This is a genomic window from Roseateles sp. (assembly GCF_036486225.1).
Taxonomy (GTDB): domain Bacteria; phylum Pseudomonadota; class Gammaproteobacteria; order Burkholderiales; family Burkholderiaceae_C; genus Roseateles.
Window position 1 is genome coordinate 18150 of the sequence record NZ_DASVNZ010000181.1, and the last position, 16752, is coordinate 34901.

Annotated in this window: 16 protein-coding genes; 3 read left to right on the forward strand and 13 right to left on the reverse strand. The window is 66.9% G+C overall.

The annotated features are described in order from the left end of the window. Positions 1–52 precede the first annotated feature (52 nt). The 9 genes from VF536_RS12805 to VF536_RS12845 form a co-directional block, all read right to left on the reverse strand. Positions 53–2467 (reverse strand): putative bifunctional diguanylate cyclase/phosphodiesterase, encoded by a 2415-nt coding sequence (locus VF536_RS12805; protein WP_331615233.1) that lies wholly within the window; start codon positions 2465–2467, stop codon positions 53–55. A gap of 7 nt (positions 2468–2474) precedes the next feature. Further along, positions 2475–3089 (reverse strand): methylamine utilization protein, encoded by a 615-nt coding sequence (locus tag VF536_RS12810; protein ID WP_331615234.1) that lies wholly within the window; start codon positions 3087–3089, stop codon positions 2475–2477. 26 nt (positions 3090–3115) lie between these two features. Next, entirely contained in the window at positions 3116–4183 is a 1068-nt protein-coding gene (gene holA / locus VF536_RS12815) for a DNA polymerase III subunit delta (RefSeq protein ID WP_331615235.1), read from the reverse strand. 19 nt (positions 4184–4202) lie between these two features. Further along, a complete protein-coding gene (lptE, locus tag VF536_RS12820) occupies positions 4203–4712 on the reverse strand; it encodes an LPS assembly lipoprotein LptE (protein ID WP_331615236.1) in 510 nt (169 codons plus the stop codon). A 2-nt stretch (positions 4713–4714) separates the two neighbouring features. Then, positions 4715–7348 (reverse strand): leucine--tRNA ligase, encoded by a 2634-nt coding sequence (leuS, locus tag VF536_RS12825; RefSeq protein WP_331615237.1) that lies wholly within the window; start codon positions 7346–7348, stop codon positions 4715–4717. A 90-nt stretch (positions 7349–7438) separates the two neighbouring features. Further along, positions 7439–7906, reverse strand: coding sequence for a biopolymer transporter ExbD (locus VF536_RS12830; protein WP_331615238.1), 468 nt, complete (start codon positions 7904–7906; stop codon positions 7439–7441). A 28-nt stretch (positions 7907–7934) separates the two neighbouring features. After that, positions 7935–8579, reverse strand: a complete 645-nt coding sequence (locus VF536_RS12835) for a MotA/TolQ/ExbB proton channel family protein (RefSeq protein WP_331615239.1) — start codon at positions 8577–8579, stop codon at positions 7935–7937. Positions 8580–8619: 40 nt separating this feature from the next. After that, a complete protein-coding gene (gene dapB, locus VF536_RS12840; protein ID WP_331615240.1) occupies positions 8620–9426 on the reverse strand; it encodes a 4-hydroxy-tetrahydrodipicolinate reductase in 807 nt (268 codons plus the stop codon). Further along, on the reverse strand, positions 9423–10016 hold the full coding sequence (locus tag VF536_RS12845; RefSeq protein WP_331615242.1) for an outer membrane protein assembly factor BamE: 594 nt from the start codon (positions 10014–10016) through the stop codon (positions 9423–9425). The genes dapB and VF536_RS12845 overlap by 4 nt, the downstream gene beginning before the upstream one ends. Before the next feature lie 83 nt (positions 10017–10099). Between VF536_RS12845 and fur the strand changes: the two genes are divergently transcribed. Beyond that, complete coding sequence (gene fur, locus VF536_RS12850) at positions 10100–10531, forward strand: ferric iron uptake transcriptional regulator (protein ID WP_331615243.1); 432 nt, start codon at positions 10100–10102, stop codon at positions 10529–10531. A gap of 97 nt (positions 10532–10628) precedes the next feature. On the opposite strand, the gene hprK is transcribed toward fur, so the two are convergent. The 3 genes from hprK to hpf all read right to left on the reverse strand — a co-directional run bounded on the left by hprK (position 10629) and on the right by hpf (position 12742). Next, the gene (gene hprK, locus VF536_RS12855) at positions 10629–11591 is read right to left on the reverse strand and encodes an HPr(Ser) kinase/phosphatase (RefSeq protein ID WP_297523899.1); all 963 of its coding nucleotides are present in this window, start codon (positions 11589–11591) and stop codon (positions 10629–10631) included. 52 nt (positions 11592–11643) lie between these two features. Continuing rightward, a complete protein-coding gene (ptsN, locus tag VF536_RS12860) occupies positions 11644–12114 on the reverse strand; it encodes a PTS IIA-like nitrogen regulatory protein PtsN (protein WP_067281138.1) in 471 nt (156 codons plus the stop codon). A gap of 286 nt (positions 12115–12400) precedes the next feature. Beyond that, positions 12401–12742 (reverse strand): ribosome hibernation-promoting factor, HPF/YfiA family, encoded by a 342-nt coding sequence (gene hpf / locus VF536_RS12865; protein ID WP_067281141.1) that lies wholly within the window; start codon positions 12740–12742, stop codon positions 12401–12403. Positions 12743–13483: 741 nt separating this feature from the next. Between hpf and corA the strand changes: the two genes are divergently transcribed. Further along, positions 13484–14473 (forward strand): magnesium/cobalt transporter CorA, encoded by a 990-nt coding sequence (corA, locus tag VF536_RS12870; protein WP_331615245.1) that lies wholly within the window; start codon positions 13484–13486, stop codon positions 14471–14473. Between the two features lie 534 nt (positions 14474–15007). Here corA and VF536_RS12875 read toward each other — a convergent pair. Next, a complete protein-coding gene (locus VF536_RS12875) occupies positions 15008–15628 on the reverse strand; it encodes a glutathione peroxidase (protein WP_331615246.1) in 621 nt (206 codons plus the stop codon). 182 nt (positions 15629–15810) lie between these two features. On the opposite strand from VF536_RS12875, the gene VF536_RS12880 reads away from it, so the two are divergent. Beyond that, positions 15811–16692, forward strand: coding sequence for a ferritin-like domain-containing protein (locus VF536_RS12880; RefSeq protein ID WP_331615247.1), 882 nt, complete (start codon positions 15811–15813; stop codon positions 16690–16692). Positions 16693–16752: the final 60 nt, after the last annotated feature.

Genomic DNA, 16752 nt, shown 5'->3' on the forward strand with positions numbered 1-16752 from the left:
GAGTCAGTAGGTCGCTGCTGGCTCAGCGTTCATGCCGGGCAAGACCTGTCCCTCACAGCCCGGCCAGGATCGTGTTCGCTTGCGCGTCGTCGAGGTCGGGCGGCTGCCAACCGCGCAGCCAGTCCGCGAACTTCTCCGCCGGCATCGGCCGCGACAGGAAGTAGCCCTGCCCCTGGTCGCAGCCCAGCGTCTGCAGCAGCGTCCATTGCTTGGCGGTCTCCAGCCCTTCGGCGACCACCGTCAGCCCCAGGTTGTGTGCGAGCTCGATCGTCGAGCGCACGATCTTGGCATCGTCGATGTCGCGCTCCATGTTCATCACGAAGCTGCGGTCGATCTTCAGTTCGTCCACCGACAGCTGCTTCAGGTAGGCGAGCGATGAATAACCGGTGCCGAAGTCGTCGATCGACAGCTTGAACCCGAGCGCATGCAACTGCTCCAGCGTCTGCAGCGCGCGCTGCGGGTCGTCCATGATCGCGGACTCGGTGATCTCCAGGCACAGCGCCGGCGGCGGCACGCCTGCCACCAGGTCCGCCACCTTGATCGGCAGGTCCTGGTCCATCAGGTCCCGCGTCGACAGGTTCACGCTGATCGGCAGCGCCAGTCCGTCCCGCTGCAAGCCCATCCAGGCCTGCGCCGACGCATGCAGCACCCACGCGGTGATCTGGCGGATGAATCCCGTCTGCTCCGCGAAGGGGATGAACTCCATCGGCGGCACCAACCCGCGCGTCGGATGCTGCCAGCGCACCAGCGCCTCCGCGCCCGAGATCTTCTGGCCGTGCAGGTCCACCTTCGGCTGCAGGAACAGGCGCAGTTCGCCGGCGTCGATCGCATGCCGCAACTCGCTCAGCAGCGACAACGATTCCTGGCTCGCCGCGTCCATGCTCGGCGCGTAGACCTCGCAGCCGCTCTGGCCCCGCTTGGCGGCATGCATCGCGAGCTCCGCGCGCGCCAGCAGGAGCATCGGGTCGCGCCCATGCTGCGGGTACAGCGCCACGCCCATCCCCGCCGAGAGGTCCACGGTCTGATCGTCGATGCTCAGCGCCCGTTCGAAGTCGCGCTGGATGCGCTTGCAGATCGCTTCGGCCCGCGTCGCACCGGCACCGTCGATCATCAGCAGGAACTCGTCGCCACCCACGCGCGCGATCAGGCTCACCTCGCCCGTCAGCAGGTGCTGCAGCCGGTCCGCCACCGCGCGCAGCAGCCGGTCGCCGAAAGGGCGCCCAAGCACGTCGTTGACATGCTTGACGCGATCCAGGTTCAGCATCAGCAAGGAGAAACGCGCGTCGCTCTCCGCCATCCGTCTGGCGAGCGCCTGGTGGAACTGTTCCCGGTTCGGCAGGTCCGTCAGCGGATCCCAGAATGCGAGGCGGTTCACCTCTTCCTCACGCGCCCGGATGCCCTGGCGCATCGCCTCGAAGGCCTCGGCCAGATCGCCGATCTCGTCGCGCGAAGGCCGTTGGACAGGCTGCGCATAGTCGCCCTGGCCGAGCCGGTGCGCCGCGCTCGCCAAGGCTTTCACCGGTCCGCTGATGCGCCGTGCCGTCAGCACGGCGCCGACGGCGAACAGCAGCACGCCGACGCCGCTCAGTCCGAGGAGCATCCATTGCAGGCGCCGGTACGGCGCGAGCGCCTCGTCCACCGAGCGCAACAGCAGCACGGCCACCGACTTGTCGGTATCGCCGCCGTGCGCCAGCGGTTGCAGGCGGGCCTGGAACAGCTCGTCATCCAGCGGGATGTGGAAGGTGCGCACCTCACGATCGGAGGCGCCCAGCGTGGGCAGCGCCTGGACCGCGCGCGCCGTCGCCGCGGGATCGAGCACCGACGCGAGGACCTGCCACTGCCCCGTCGCCGACTGCGCCAGCAGCACGCCCTGGATGCGCACGATGCGCTTGAGCTCCTGCAACTGGTCGCTCTTCATCTCGAAGCCGGTGAAGATCCAGCCGCCCAGCCCCGCTGCGCGCATCCGCGCGACCACGACCTGGTAGGCCTTGCCGTCCAGCAGCAGCAACTGGCTCTGCGTGCGGCCCTGCTGCTCGCGGGTCACGCCGCGCAGCAGCGGCGTCACCTTCGCCGCGATCGCGTCGGTTGCCGTCACCAGCTTGAAGGCGTCGTCGGCATACCCGATGAACGCGGCATCGCCGCGTTCGCTCAGGTTGGTGAAGACGTCCTGCAGCATCGCGCGGAGTTCCTCGCCCTGGATGCCGGCGGATACCAGCTGGCGCAGACCGTAATCCGATTGCAGCAGGTCGGCCACCAGGCCGCGCTGCTGGTTGTCTTCGTCGATGAGCTGGACCAGGATGCGCTCGCCGGCCTCGAGTTCCTCGGTCACCTGCGCGCGGGCGTTGCGTCCGATGCCCTGGTCGATCAGCGCGAGGTTGAGCAGCTGGACGACCAGCAGCAGCGCCAGGAACAACGCGACGATGCGCCCTTCCAGCCGCCGCAGGTTGAGGAAGTCCGGCCAGCGCATCGCGGCGTCAGTCCTTCAGCTCGACCTTCAACACGCCCGACGCGCCCGCGCCCACTGCCAGCGGTTGCGCGGTCGGCGCGGCATTGCCCAGGCGCGACGCCCACAGGCGCAGGCGATGATCGCCGGGCGGGAGGTTCAGCTTGACCTCGCCTTTGGCGTCCGTGATCCCGAACACCGGCGTGTCGACCACGACGATGTGCGCGCTCATCCGGTCGTGGATGTTGCAGCCGAGCTGGGCCACGCCCGGCTTGTCGAAGACCACCGGTTCCGACGGCGTGCCGGAGTACAGCTTGAGCTCGAACTTCTTCGTCGCCGAGAACGAGTAGACGTGATGCCGTACGGTGTCGAAATCGGGGAAGTTCACCGCGGTGCCGGTCTGCACCACCAGCAGTTGGGGCTGGAACTGGCGGTCGCGCTGCGACATCTCGGCGGTGGCGCCTGCTGCCGGCCTGGCCGGCTGCCCTTTCAGTTCGACGGCCACGGCCGCATTCGGCACCGGTGCGCCGCCGGCGTCACGGACCTGGATCGTCCAGTCCGCCGCGCGGGCTGCCGGGGCGCTCATCAGCGCCCCCGCCAAAGTCGCGGCGGCAATCAGGAAGGGGGCGGAACGGGAGTAGCTCATCAGCGACGCCAGAGGGACGACAAGCGTCAACCATAGCGGGTTTTCTGCGCCGGCGGGCGCAGGGCTTGCTCCAGGAGGAGGGCCAATCGTCCGAGGGCTTCCCAGGGATCGGTGGGCCATTCCGGATGGCGCAAGCCCTTGACGATCCCGTCGCAGATCTGTGCGGCGACGACCAGCCGCGTCAGCGCCGCGCCGTGCAACTGCGGCACGATGCGTTCGAAGAGGCGCTCCTTGGGTCCCCAGATGCGGGACTCCCGCAAGGCCATCGGCAGCGGCTTGCCCGCAGCCACCGCGTCATGGACGCGCTTCAGGCCGCGGATGTCCTCGGCCATCGTCCAGTGCACCAGCACCGCCACTTCGCCCTCGGCCTTCAGGCCGTCGAGCATGCGCAGCACGCGGCCGACCTTGCCGCTCAGCAAGGCCTCGCTGAGCTTGAAGACGTCGAAGCGCGCCACGTCCAGCACGGCGGCCTCGATGTGCTGCAGGCTGAGCTCGCCCTTCGGATGCAGCAGCGCGAGCTTCTGCAGCTCCTGGTGTGCGGCGAGCAGGTTGCCTTCGACGCGGTCGGCGAAGAACTCCAGCGCCCGCTGGCCGTCCGGCCCAGCTGCGACTGGCTGCCCCTGCTGCTGCAGCCGTCGGGCGATCCAGGCCGGTAGCTCGCGACGCTCGACCGGGTCGACCTTCACCGACACGCCGGCGCTGTCCAGCGCCGTGAACCAGGCGCTGCTCATCTGGGTCTTGTCCAGGCGGGGCAGCGTCACCAGCGTCAGCACGTCCGGCGGCAGGCCGTCGACGTAGCGCTGCAGCGCGTCCGAGCCGTCCTTGCCAGGCTTGCCGCCAGGGATGCGGATCTCGATCAACTGCTTGTCGGCGAACAGGCTCATCGCCTGCGACGCCGCGATCACCGACGCCCAGTCGAAGTGCGCACCGCTGACGATGAAGACCTGGCGCTCGCTGTAACCCTGCTTGCGCGCTTCGGCGCGCAGGACATCGGCGGCTTCCTGGGCGAGCAGGGGCTCGTCGCCGTGAACGACGTACACCGGCTTGAGCCCCTTCGCCAGATGGCCGGCGAGCGCTTCGCCCTTGATCTGCATGCGCGCGGTCCGTCCGGGTTCAGTTGGGCAGGTGCACCGCCGCCAGGCGGCGCAGCAGCAGGCCGACGGCCTCCACCTGCATGGCCTTCTGCAGCGCCGCTTCTTCCTGCTCCTTGGCCAGCGCCGCGCTTTCGCTGTAGTTCATGTCGCGCGTCAGGCGCAGCTCCGTGCGCGGCAGCAGGATGTCCCCGCCCGCGGAGCGCAGCGAGTAGTCCAACGACAGCCGCAACTGCCATTCCGTGATCTGGCCGGCCGCGGTCGTCGCCACCGAGGTCTTGTCGCGGACTTCGCGCTCGGCCTCGATGATGACGTCCGCGCGGTTCGGGTCCTCGACCAGGCGCATCGTGCTGCGCTGCACCTGGCGGCGGAGCTCTTGCGCCAACGGCGAGTGCGGGATGAAACCGGTCAGCGCCAGCGTCTTGAAGTGATAGACGGGTTCCTTGCGCAACTCGAAGCCGCAGGCCGACAGCAGGCCGGTGGCACCGACTGCACCCAGGGAAGCGAACGACAGCAGATCACGGCGCTTCATGTTCATACCACCACGTTGACGAGACGACCCGGCACGATGACGACCTTCTTCGGTGCCTTGCCTTCGGCGAACTTCTCGAAGTCCGGGCTGGCCAGCGCGATCGCCTCGATCGTGGCCTTGTCGGCCGAGGCCGCCACCTTGATCGCACCACGCAGCTTGCCGTTGACCTGCAGCATCAGCTCGATCTGGTCCTGGACAAGGGCCGATTCGTCGACCTGCGGCCAGGCGGCGTCCAGCAGCTCGCCCAGTTCGGCGGCGAAGCCGAGTTCCGTCCACAGCGCGTGCGCGATGTGCGGGCAGGCCGGGTAGATCACGCGCAGCAGCACCGAGAAGCCTTCGCGCACCGCGGCCGACTGGCCTTCAGCCTTGAAGCCTTCCAGCGCGTTCAGCAGCTTCATCGCGCCCGAGACCACGGTGTTGTACTGCATGCGCTCGTAGTCGTACGAGACCTGCTTCAGCACCAGATGGACTTCTCGGCGCAGCGCCTTGCCGTCGTCGCTCAGCGCGGCGAAATCGGCGCCGCCGGTCTTGATCGCGTCGGCGTGTTTGGTGCCGAAGCCCCACACGCGCTTCAGGAAGCGGTGCGCGCCTTCGACGCCGGCGTCGTTCCACTCGAGCGTCTGTTCCGGCGGCGACGCGAACATCACGAACAGGCGGGCCGTGTCGGCACCGTATTCGTCGATCAGGGCCTGCGGGTCGACGCCGTTGTTCTTCGACTTCGACATCGTCGTCATCTCGTACTCGAGCGGCAGGCCGTCGGCCTTCAGCGTGCCGCCGGTCGGCTGGCCGTGCTCGTTGCGGATGACGTCGACCTCGTGTTCCCAGTAGTAGTTCTTGCCGGCGTCTTCCGGCTTGCGGGAGAACGCGCCCTTCAGCACCATGCCCTGCGTCAGCAGGTTGGTGAAGGGCTCGCTGAAGGTGATCAGCTTCAGGTCGCGCATCACCTTGGTCCAGAAACGCGCGTACAGCAGGTGCAGGATCGCGTGCTCGATGCCGCCGATGTACTGGTCCATCGGCATCCAGTAGTCGGTGCCGTTCGCGACCATCTGGTCCGGATTGGTCGCGTCGCAATAACGCATGAAGTACCACGAGCTGTCCACGAAGGTGTCCATCGTGTCCGTCTCGCGCTTGGCCGCGGCGCCGCACTTCGGGCAGCTGCAGTCCAGGAAGTCCGCGCGCTTGTTCAGCGGGTTGCCGCTGCCGTCGGGGATGCAGTCCTCGGGCAGCACGACGGGCAGATCCTTCTCGGGGACGGGCACCGCGCCGCAGGTGTCGCAATGGATGATCGGGATCGGGGTGCCCCAGTAGCGCTGGCGGCTGACGCCCCAGTCGCGCAGGCGCCAGGTGGTCTTCTTCTCGCCCAGGCCCTTGGTGCCGACCAGCTCGGCCACCTTGTCCACCGCCTGCTTGTGCGTCAGGCCGTCCAGCGCGCCGGAGTTGATGCACAGGCCGCGCTGCTTGTCGCCGTACCACTCGGCCCAGGCGTCGGTCGAGTAGGCCTCGTCGCCCACCGCCACGACCTGCTTGATCGGGATGCCGTACTTCTTCGCGAAGGCGAAGTCGCGTTCGTCATGCGCGGGCACGCCCATCACGGCGCCGTCGCCGTAGCTCATCAGCACGTAGTTGCCGACCCAGACCTCGACCTGCTCGCCGGTCAGCGGGTGCGTCACGAAGAGGCCGGTCGCCAGGCCCTTCTTGTCCTGCGTGGCCAGTTCGGCCTCGGTCGTGCCGCCCTGCTGGCATTCCTCGATGAACGCGGCCAGCGCGGGGTTGCTCTTCGCGGCGTGCGCGGCCAGCGGATGCTCCGGTGCGACGGCGCAGAAGGTCACGCCCATGATGGTGTCGGCGCGCGTCGTGAAGACGTACAGCAGGCCGCCCTGGATGGGCTGGCCGTCTTCTCCGGCGATCGCGTGCGGGAAGGCGAAGCGCACGCCCTCGCTCTTGCCGATCCAGTTCTCCTGCATCAGGCGCACGCGCTCGGGCCAGCCCGACAGGTAGTTCTTGTCCGAAGGATCGGCCACCGCGGCCAGCAGCTCCTCGGCGTAGTCGGTGATCTTCAGGTAGTAGCCGGGGATCTCGCGCTTCTCGATCGTCGCGCCCGAGCGCCAGCCCTTGCCATCGATGACCTGCTCGTTGGCCAGCACGGTCTGGTCGATCGGGTCCCAGTTCACGACTTGCGTGCGGCGCTCGGCGATGCCGGCCTCCAGCATCTTCAGGAACAGCCACTGGTTCCAGCGGTAGTAGTCCGGCTTGCAGGTGGCGATCTCGCGCGACCAGTCGATCGCCAGGCCCATCGCCTGCATCTGCGACTTCATGTAGGCGATGTTGTCGTAGGTCCACGCGGCCGGCGGCACCTTGTTCTTCATCGCCGCGTTCTCCGCGGGCAGGCCGAAGGCGACCCAGCCCATCGGCATCAGCACGTTGTAGCCCTTCATGCGTAGCTGACGCGTCAACATGTCGTTGATCGTGTAGTTGCGGACGTGGCCCATGTGCAGCTTGCCGCTCGGGTAGGGCAGCATGGAGCAGGCGTAGAACTTCGGCTTGGACGCGTCCTCGACGACGCGGTAGGCGTCGCGGGCGTTCCAGTGATCGCGGGCGGCCTGTTCGACCTCGGAGGGGGCGTATTTCTCGTTCATGGTGGCTCGGGCAACGTAGCCGTCGATTGTAGGAGGCCGCGCGCGGCCGCCCCATCCTCTGTGGGAGGGCCGCCTTGCGGGGGTGAACGATCAGCGCTTCGGGGGAGGCGCAGCGCCTTTGGCAGGCTCGGCGTCGTCGGCCGGCTCGCCGTTCTCGGCGACGAACGCGATCCGGTTCAGCCCCGCCTTCTGCGCCCAGCCGATCAACTGCGCGACCTTGCCGTAGGGCACGGACTGGTCGGCGCTCAGGCGCAGTTCGGCATCGGGCTGGCGCTGGGCCAGTTGCGCCAGGCGCTCGCGCATGGCCTTGGCATCGAGCTTGTCGTCGCCCAGCACGTACTCGCCCTCGGGCGTGATCGACAGCGCGATGAAGCTCGCGCCGGGTGTGGGCGACGCGGCGTCGCTCTTGGGAAGGTCCAGCTTGAGCGCGCTGCCCATCAGCGGCGCCGCGATGATGAAGATCACCAGCAGCACCAGCATGACGTCGATCAGCGGCGTCATGTTGATCTCGCCCATTGGCTTAGGCGCTTCGCGGCGTTCGAGGCGGCCGAAACTCATGGCGGATGCGTCCGGACGGGCGGGACGCTCAGGCGCCGCCGGCCAGCTCGCGCAGATCGTGCGCGAAGCCTTCGAGTTCGGCCTCGCAGGCGGCGACCCACTTGCCGAACAGGTTGTAGGCCAGCACCGCCGGGATCGCCACGGCCAGGCCGGCGGCGGTCATGATCAGCGACTCGCCGACCGGACCGGCGACCTTGTCCAGGCTGAAGTTGCCGGTCGAGGAGATGCTCATCAGCGCGTGGTAGATGCCCCAGACGGTACCGAACAAGCCGACGAAGGGGGCGGTGGCGCCGATCGTCGCCAGCACGACCTGACCCCGGCTCAGACCGTTCAGCACGACGTGGAGCGCGTCGCGCAGGCGGCGCGTCAGCTGCGAGGTCTTCTGCGCGGAGGCGGCCAGCGTGCCCGGCGCGCTGTCCTGCATGGCGGCGTCGATCAGCGGGAGCATCAGCGCACCGCGGTCCAGCACCTTGAGCTGATCCCGTCCCTGGCCGACGTCGGGCGCCGCCCAGAAGACCGGCAGGCCGCGGCCGAGATCGGTCCGCGCCCGCGCCAGCGTCCAGCTGCGCCAGAAGATCAGCACCCAGCTGCAGACCGACATCGCCAGCAGCAGCAGGGAAACGAAACGGGCGACACCGTCGCCCGCTTGCCAGAGATGGATCAGTTCGGTCATCGCGTCGTGAGTCGGGCGCCGATCAGGAGAGGTCGCGGGCTCAGGCGATGCCGAGCACGTCGTTCATGTCGAACAGCCCGGTCCTGCGCTCACCCAGGAAGCGCGCGGCGCGCAGGCTGCCCTGCGCGAAGGTGGCGCGGCTGGAAGCCTTGTGGCTGATCTCGATGCGCTCGCCGATGCCCAGGTACATCACGGTGTGGTCGCCGATCACGTCGCCGCCCCGCACGGTCGCGAAGCCGATCGTTGACGGATCGCGCTCGCCGGTGACGCCTTCGCGGCCGTAGACCGCGCAGGTCTTCAGGTCGCGGCCGAGCGCCTCGGCCACGACTTCGCCCATCTTCAGCGCGGTGCCGCTGGGCGCGTCGACCTTGTGGCGGTGGTGGGCCTCGACGATCTCGATGTCGTAGCCCTGCGCCAGCGCCTTCGACGCCTGCTGCAGCAGCTTGAGCACGACGTTCACGCCCACGCTCATGTTGGGCGCCATCATGACGGCGGCGCGCTGCGCGAATTCGCCGATCTTCGCCTTCTCGTCGGGGCTGAAGCCGGTGGTGCCGATGACGGTCCGCACGCCCAGCTCGGCGCACAGCGCGAGGTGCGTCATCGTGCCTTCGGGACGGGTGAAATCGATCAGCACGTCGGCCTTCGACAGGCCGGCGCGGAGGTCGTCGGTGATGGCAACGCCGGTCGTCTGGCCGAGGAAGGCGCCGGCGTCCTGACCCAGCGCCGGGCTGCCGGCGCGATCGAGGGCGGCAGCCAGTTCGAGGTCCTCCGCCGCCAGCACCGCCTCCACCAGCATCCGGCCCATGCGGCCGGACGCGCCGGTGATCGCGATCCGCAGTCGGCTCATCGGCGGGGCTCCAGCGGCGGGTAGTCGCGGGTCGGGCCGATGGGCTCCGGCGTCGTGGTCGCGGCCGTGCGCACCGGCGGCGGCAGCGCCTTGCGCTCCTCTTCCGTCAGCTCGAGCTTGGGTTCCTTGCTGGAGATCTTCAGCGTGTTGATCGACGCGATGAATTCCTTCTCGGTCGGCAGATCGTCCGGCGCGTCGATCTTGGACAGCTGGTCGCCGTCGAAGGTCAGCAGGATGTGGCGGTTCTGCGGCGCGGCGCCCTGGCGACGGATCGTGAAGACGTAGTCCCAGCGCGCCTCATGGAAGACGTCTGCCAGCAGCGGCGAGCCGAGGACGTCGCGCACCTGGGCGCGCGTCATGCCGGGCTTGACCGCGGCGACCTGCTCCTTGGTGACGACGTTGCCCTGGACGATCTCGACGCGATACGGCGTGACCAGGCCCAGCACCTTCTCGCCGCTCACGGAGAGCGCGTCGAACTTGGGCATCTGCGAGCAACCGCCCAGCGCCAGGAGACCAACAACCAGACCTGCCACGGCGGCGCCGGAGGCGTTCGGGCGTGCAATGCGGGCGATACGGGAATTCAATGACATGGCACGTCTCGGCCGAGGCGCAAAGGCTATGATCGCCGGATTCTAGCGGCTCGCACCCACGCTCTTCCGCAGGCGCAAACCCCATGAACCGGTCAGACGAAATCAAGAACAGCGGGCTCAAGGCCACCTTGCCCCGCATCAAGATCCTCGAGATCTTCCAGACGACCCAGCAGCGGCACATGACCGCCGAGGACGTTTACAAAGCTTTGCTCGATGAACGCGCGGACATCGGTCTCGCGACGGTCTATCGCGTCCTCACGCAGTTCGAGCAGGCGGGCCTGCTGTCGCGCAACCACTTCGAGTCCGGCAAGGCCGTGTTCGAGTTGAACGAGGGCCATCACCACGACCACCTCGTGTGCCTGACCTGCGGCTTCGTCGAGGAGTTCTACGATCCGCAGATCGAGGAACGCCAGCACGCCATTGCGCTCGATCGCGGCTTCCAGCTGCAGGAGCACTCGCTCGCGCTGTACGCGAACTGCGTGAAGAAGGACTGTCCGAACAAGCTGGTCCGCTGAGCGGGGTTGGACGTCGGCGACGGCCGGCGGCAACGGCAGGAACGACAAGGGGCTCCGTGGAGCCCCTTTCTCATGTCCCTGCGATCCGGGCCGAGGTTCAGTTCGTGTCGTTGAGGCCCTGCTCGATCGCGCGCTGGTGGCGCTCGACGAACTCGCGGTAGGTGTCGATGCCACGCAGTTGCAGGATGGTGTTGCGCACTGCGGCCTCGACCAGCACGGCCAGATTGCGGCCCGCATCCACCGCGATCACGACCTTGCGCACCGGCATGCCGAGCACATCCTCGTACAGCGGCTCGTAGGGCAGGCGTTCGAAGTCCCGCTCCATCGTTTCCTTGCGGACCAGGTGCACGATCAGCTTGAGCCGCATCTTCCGGCGCACGGCGGTCTCGCCGAAGATCGCCTTGATGTCCAGCAGGCCGATGCCGCGGACTTCCAGCAGGTTCATCAGCAGTTCGGGGCAGCGGCCTTCGATCGCCGTCTGCGCGATGCGGAAGAAGTCCACCGCGTCGTCCGCCACCAGGCCGTGGCCGCGGCTGATCAGCTCCAGGCCCAGTTCGCTCTTGCCGAGGCCGGACTCGCCGGTCAGCAGCACGCCCAGGCCGAGGATGTCCATGAACACGCCGTGCCGCGTCGTGCGGTTGGCGCAGACATGCGCGAGGTAGGCCCGCACCAGGTCGATGACATGGCCGGCGCTCTCGGCCGTGGTGAACAGCGGGATCTCGGCGCGGTCGCACATGGCGACCAGCCGGTCCGGCGCCACCTGGTCGTCGGCGACGATGATCACCGGCGGTTCCAGCGTGACGATGCGCGCGATGCGGCGGTCCAGCACGTCGCCCGAGGCCTGGCTCAGATAGCCCACCTCGCGCCGGCCCACGATCTGCACGCGGTACGGATGGATGTAGTTCAGGTAGCCGACCAGGTCGGCGGCCGATTGCGCGTCGCGCAGCGCGGCTTCGTCGAAGCGGCGCTCAGGGTGCGCGTGCCCGGCGATCCACTCCCAACGCAAGGCCTCGCGGTGTTCCTCGAACAACCGGTCCGCGCTGATGGAGGTGGCTTTCAAGTTCGGTGGGCCGCGGTCGTGGGGGTGGAGGATCGGGACGCTGCGTCGTCGCTCAGGCGACCGACTTCAGCGGCTCCCAGTCGGCGATCAGGCGGTGCACCGTGGCGGCCTCGGGTTCGGTCTTGAGGCGCTCGCGCAGTTCGCGATCGGACAGCATCTCGGCGATCTCGGAGAGGATCTCGAGGTGTCTCTGCGTCGCCGCTTCCGGCACCAGCAGGAAGATCAGCAGCGTGACCGGCTCGTCGTCCGGTGCGTCGAAGCCGATCGGCTGCTGCACGCGCAGCACGGCGGCCAGCGGATTCTTCAGGCCCTTGATGCGGCCGTGAGGGATCGCGACGCCGTGACCCAGTCCGGTGGATCCGAGACGCTCACGGGCGAACAGGTTGTCCGTGACCGCGGCGCGTGAAATCGAATGGTTGTTCTCGAAGAGCAGCCCCGCGTGTTCGAAGACCCGCTTTTTGCTGGAAGCGTCCACATCGACCAGCACGTTGCTGGCGGGAAGGATGGCGGCGAGACGGTTCATCGGGCATTTGCCGGTCACGACGACCGGCGGGCTGGGGGAGCAGCGCTGCGCACCAGCGGGGCGCAGATTCGAGGGTTGAGGGACAGGATTATAGGAATCCCGCTACCGACAGGGGGCGTGACGGATGCGACGCTGCTGTGAAAACGTCGTCCCTGGTGTTGCATTGCAACAATTCTCGGCAAAAAGGCGGCCCGAGGGGCCGCCTTGCGGAGGGACCTCCGGGAAATCCCCGAGGTCCGGGAGGGGCTTCCACCCGGCGCGTGGCGCGCCGGAGCCCCGGTGCCGGTCACCCGGCGCTCAGGTCCATGCGCTTGGCCGACTCGTGATGATGGTTCTGCACCCGGTCCTTGTGGCGGCAGACCTGCCGATCCAGCTTGTCCATCAGCTCATCGATGGCCGCGTAGAGGTCCTCGTGCGAGTGCTCGCAGAAGATTTCCCTCCCCTTCACATGCAACGTGACTTCCGCGCGTTGGCGTCGATCCTTCTCCTTCTGCTTCTCCACGGTCAGCAGGACGTTGATGTCCACAACCTGGTCAAAGTGCCGGATCACCCGGCTCAACTTGTTCAGCACGTACTCACGCAGAGCCTGTGTCACTTCGAGATGGTGGCCGCTGATGGTCAGGTTCATAAAGCCTCCTTTCACAAGGGCTTGGTCGGAAACGGTGTCGAGTCGGCGGCGGATGCCGCAGGAAAAAGAGCGGTTCAGGGTCTTGGGGGTAGGGATGCCTTGAGGGGTGAGGAAATCGATGTGGGTGGAAGGACACGCCGCCGACCTGGAGCCGGAAGCGTTCGGGGACCGGGTGGAGGGGTCAGAAGATGGCGTGCAGAAGTGCGGTCCGCGAGGGACCCGGAAGGCCGCGAGGGCCGATGGCATGCGGGTTCTGAGGCGATATCGAAGAAGAAGACGAGCCCAGTCTGCTCCCGATCCGGGGCCCGGGCAAGTGATCAAAAGCAAGGTTTGGGGGCGAATATTCCCGCCTTGCGGCATGGCAAGGTCCGTGCTCGAATGCTGGGTGTTGTGCGGCGGACCCTCCGGAGCGTCCTTCCTTGCCGCCTCCGAGGACGCGATGTGATAATTCCGTGTCCCGATTACTGGAGTTCCCCTTGGACAGCGACCACCCTCGGTGGCCATCCACTCCAGCGTCAATCCGCCGCAGCCCCTGAGCGTTCAGCGTCACCGCACCAACGCCGCCGCGACGCTTGTCCGGAGTGAGACGGGCCACCTTCGACCTGCATCCCGCGCGTGCCGATTTTCCGGCGCCGCCCGCTCCCCGACATTTCCTGCGCCGCGACGATCCCGAGCGATCCGTCAACGCGCACTCCGGCTTGCGCGTTCGCCAGAGCGCGTCACCGCCGACGAAGGACCCGCATGCTGAATGTTTTCACGCTGGACAACGGCCGCCTCAAGGGAGGCATGGTCCAGGAGGAGATCGCGACTGCCGCCGAACTGCTCGCGCGCACGGACGACGGCCGTGACCCGGTCTGGGTCGACCTGGAGTCCCCGACGCCCGAGGAGAAGGACTGGATTCGCGAGCGCTTCGGCCTGGTGATCCCCGAGGACATCGTCGACGAAGACCTGGAGGAGTCCGCGCGTTTCTACGAAGAGGACAACGGCGAGCTGCACATCCGCTCCGACTTCCTGATCGACGACATGGAGGCGCCGCGCAACGTGCGCGTGGCCTTCATCCTGTTCAACAACGTGCTGTTCTCGGTCCACAACGAGGACCTGCCGGTGTTCCGCCTGCTGCGCCTGCGCGCGCGTCGCATCCCGGCGCTGATCGAGGACGCCAAGGACGTGCTGCTCAAGCTCTACGACGCGGACGCGGAGTACTCGGCGGACGTGCTCGAGGGCATCTACGACAACCTCGAGAAGGTCAGCGCCCGGGTGCTGAAGAAGGACGTCAACGACACCGAGGCCGGCGAGGTGCTCGCGGCCATCGCGCGCGAGGAGGACTTGAACGGCCGCATCCGCCGCAACGTCATGGACACGCGTCGGGCGGTCAGCTTCATGATGCGCAGCCGCATGCTGAACGCGGAGCAGTTCGAGGAGTCCCGGCAGATCCTGCGCGACATCGACTCGCTCGATTCGCACACGGCCTTCCTGTTCGACAAGATCAACTTCCTGATGGACGCCACGGTCGGCTTCATCAACATCAACCAGAACAAGATCATCAAGATCTTCTCGGTCGCGAGCGTCGCGCTGCTGCCCCCGACGCTGATCGCCAGCGTCTACGGCATGAACTTCGAAGCGATGCCCGAGCTGCACTGGAAGTACGGCTACTTCTTCGCGATCGGGTTGATGGTGGCGTCGGTCACCGCGCCCTTCATCTACTTCCGTCGCAAGGGCTGGCTCGCCTGAGGTCGCCCCACAAATACAAAGGGCCTCCGCGATGCGGAAGCCCTGGGTATAAAAGTAGCCTCAAGACGCCCCTGGCCAACGAGGGAGGGAGGGAGGAGGAGGAGAAAGGCCTCGGGATTGCAGCTTCACGAGGAAGCAGGTCTTGCGGCTGAAAGTGGATGCGTTGACTGTACTCCCATCGCTGCCGGGATCGGTGGAAACCCGGAATGCCCTCCCAGACTGCTGCGCCTTCCGGTCGATTTAAGCGTCCTCAAAGGGAGCGCTGTTACGACCTGATGACACGCTGCCAGTCGTCAGCGATGTGTTGAACGAGCCGTCATGGTGCAGCGCATCGCAGTCGATGTCATCCCATCGATGAACGAATAAGTGAGCAACTGTCACCGGTGTCCCGCCTAGCCGGGACAGTTTTCAAGGTGATGACGACCCCTCGCCACAGGCGCGCCGATTGCCAAATCCCGCGCCTTTCGTTCAGCTTTTACAAGCGAATGAGACGCGAAAGATCTGGTTTTCCAGTTCAGTGCGACAGCGCCCCGCTCATTGCGGTTGAGAGACCAGCTTGTCCACCGCCTGGGTGAACTGCGCGCTGTCCGGGCTCACGCCGGACGCGAAGCTCATGACCTGCTTGCCGTCGCGGGAGATCAGGTACTTGTGGAAGTTCCACTTCGGCGACTGGCCCGTGCGCTTGGCCAGATCGGCGAACAGCGGGTTCAGATCGGCCTTGCCGGCGGCGACGTTGCTCTTGCTGAACATCGGGAACTTCACGTTGAAGGTGTTCTCGCAGAATTCGGCGATTTCCTTGTTGCTGCCGTACTCCTGGTTGCCGAAGTCACCGGACGGAAAACCGAGCACCACCAGGCCCTTGTCCGCATAGCGCGCCGAGAGGGCTTCCAGCGCCTTGTACTGCGGCGTGTAGCCGCAGAAGCTGGCCGTGTTGACCACCAGCACCACCTTGCCGGCGTACTGGCAGAGCGCCTGAGGCTTCTCATCCTGCAGACGGGGCATTTGACGATTGAGCAGTTCAGGGCAGGATGCGGTGGACGCGGCGGCGGTCTCCGCCGCGGGCGCGGCGTGAGCGGAACTCGCCGCGAACGGTGCCACGAGCACCGCCAGCAGGAGCGCGGTTCGCCGGAGGAAGGTGCCGAAGGACGGGGTCATGTCGTTGTCTCCTGGGATCGGTAAATCCGGATGTCCGTGGGCCGCGCTGCTTCGCAAGAAGCGAACACGACGTCAGGTTCGTTGGAAGCGCGATTAGGCCAGATCGCCCCACGGGCCAATGGCGTAAGGGATTGTCATGGTGCGACCGGTAGAATCCGCCGCGCTCAACAGGACGCAGACAGATGCTTTATCCCGAACTCTTCAAGCAACTCGAGGCCGTGCGCTGGAACATGGACACGGATATTCCGTGGGACAAGTTCGACGCGTCCAAGCTGACCGACGACCAGGCGCGCACGATCAAGATGAACGCGATCACCGAGTGGTCCGCGTTGCCCGCCACCGAGATGTTCCTGCGCGACAACAAGGACGACAGCGACTTCTCGGCCTTCATGAGCGTCTGGTTCTTCGAGGAGCAGAAGCATTCGCTGGTGCTGATGGAGTACCTGCGCCGCTTCCGCCCGGACATGGTGCCGACTGAAGCCGAGCTGCACGAGGTGCGCTTCGAATTCGATCCGGCTCCGGCGCTGGAAACGCTGATGCTGCACTTCTGCGGCGAGATCCGCCTGAACCACTGGTACCGCCGTGCCGCTGAGTGGCACACCGAGCCGGTCATCAAGGCGATCTACGAGACCCTGTCGCGCGACGAGGCCCGCCATGGCGGCGCTTACCTGCGCTACATGAAGCGCGCGATGACCAAGTTCGGCGACGAGGCGAAGGCCGCGTTCGCGAAGGTCGGCGTGCTGATGGCCAGCGCGCGTCGCACCGCACAGGCGCTGCACCCGACCAACCTGCATGTGAACGCCAAGCTGTTCCCGCGCGACACCATCCAGAGCCGTCTGCCGGATCCGGAGTGGCTGGAGCGTTGGCTCGACAAGCAGATCCAGTTCGACACCGTCTGGGAGAACAAGGTCGTCGAGCGCATCCTGCACAACATGAGCCTGCTGATGGAGCGCAGCTTCGCCAGCGTCCAGGAGCTGAACCGCTTCCGCAAGGAACTGACGCAACGCCTGGCACAAGCGGCGCAACAGGCGCAGGGCGGCGACGCCGCGCCGCAGGCGACCTGACCCCGGACGCGCTCCGCTTGCACCAAGGCCCGCTGATGCGGGCCTTTTCTTTTGGTGCGG

Excerpts from the sequence above, each read along its gene's own strand:
- VF536_RS12805 (WP_331615233.1), bottom strand. The coding sequence starts at position 2,467 with ATGCGCTGGCCGGACTTCCTCAACCTGCGGCGGCTGGAAGGGCGCATC.
- VF536_RS12810 (WP_331615234.1), bottom strand. The coding sequence starts at position 3,089 with ATGAGCTACTCCCGTTCCGCCCCCTTCCTGATTGCCGCCGCGACTTTG.
- holA (WP_331615235.1), bottom strand. The coding sequence starts at position 4,183 with ATGCAGATCAAGGGCGAAGCGCTCGCCGGCCATCTGGCGAAGGGGCTC.
- lptE (WP_331615236.1), bottom strand. The coding sequence starts at position 4,712 with ATGAAGCGCCGTGATCTGCTGTCGTTCGCTTCCCTGGGTGCAGTCGGT.
- leuS (WP_331615237.1), bottom strand. The coding sequence starts at position 7,348 with ATGAACGAGAAATACGCCCCCTCCGAGGTCGAACAGGCCGCCCGCGAT.
- VF536_RS12830 (WP_331615238.1), bottom strand. The coding sequence starts at position 7,906 with ATGAGTTTCGGCCGCCTCGAACGCCGCGAAGCGCCTAAGCCAATGGGC.
- VF536_RS12835 (WP_331615239.1), bottom strand. The coding sequence starts at position 8,579 with ATGACCGAACTGATCCATCTCTGGCAAGCGGGCGACGGTGTCGCCCGT.
- dapB (WP_331615240.1), bottom strand. The coding sequence starts at position 9,426 with ATGAGCCGACTGCGGATCGCGATCACCGGCGCGTCCGGCCGCATGGGC.
- VF536_RS12845 (WP_331615242.1), bottom strand. The coding sequence starts at position 10,016 with ATGTCATTGAATTCCCGTATCGCCCGCATTGCACGCCCGAACGCCTCC.
- fur (WP_331615243.1), top strand. The coding sequence starts at position 10,100 with ATGAACCGGTCAGACGAAATCAAGAACAGCGGGCTCAAGGCCACCTTG.
- ptsN (WP_067281138.1), bottom strand. The coding sequence starts at position 12,114 with ATGAACCGTCTCGCCGCCATCCTTCCCGCCAGCAACGTGCTGGTCGAT.
- hpf (WP_067281141.1), bottom strand. The coding sequence starts at position 12,742 with ATGAACCTGACCATCAGCGGCCACCATCTCGAAGTGACACAGGCTCTG.
- corA (WP_331615245.1), top strand. The coding sequence starts at position 13,484 with ATGCTGAATGTTTTCACGCTGGACAACGGCCGCCTCAAGGGAGGCATG.
- VF536_RS12875 (WP_331615246.1), bottom strand. The coding sequence starts at position 15,628 with ATGACCCCGTCCTTCGGCACCTTCCTCCGGCGAACCGCGCTCCTGCTG.
- VF536_RS12880 (WP_331615247.1), top strand. The coding sequence starts at position 15,811 with ATGCTTTATCCCGAACTCTTCAAGCAACTCGAGGCCGTGCGCTGGAAC.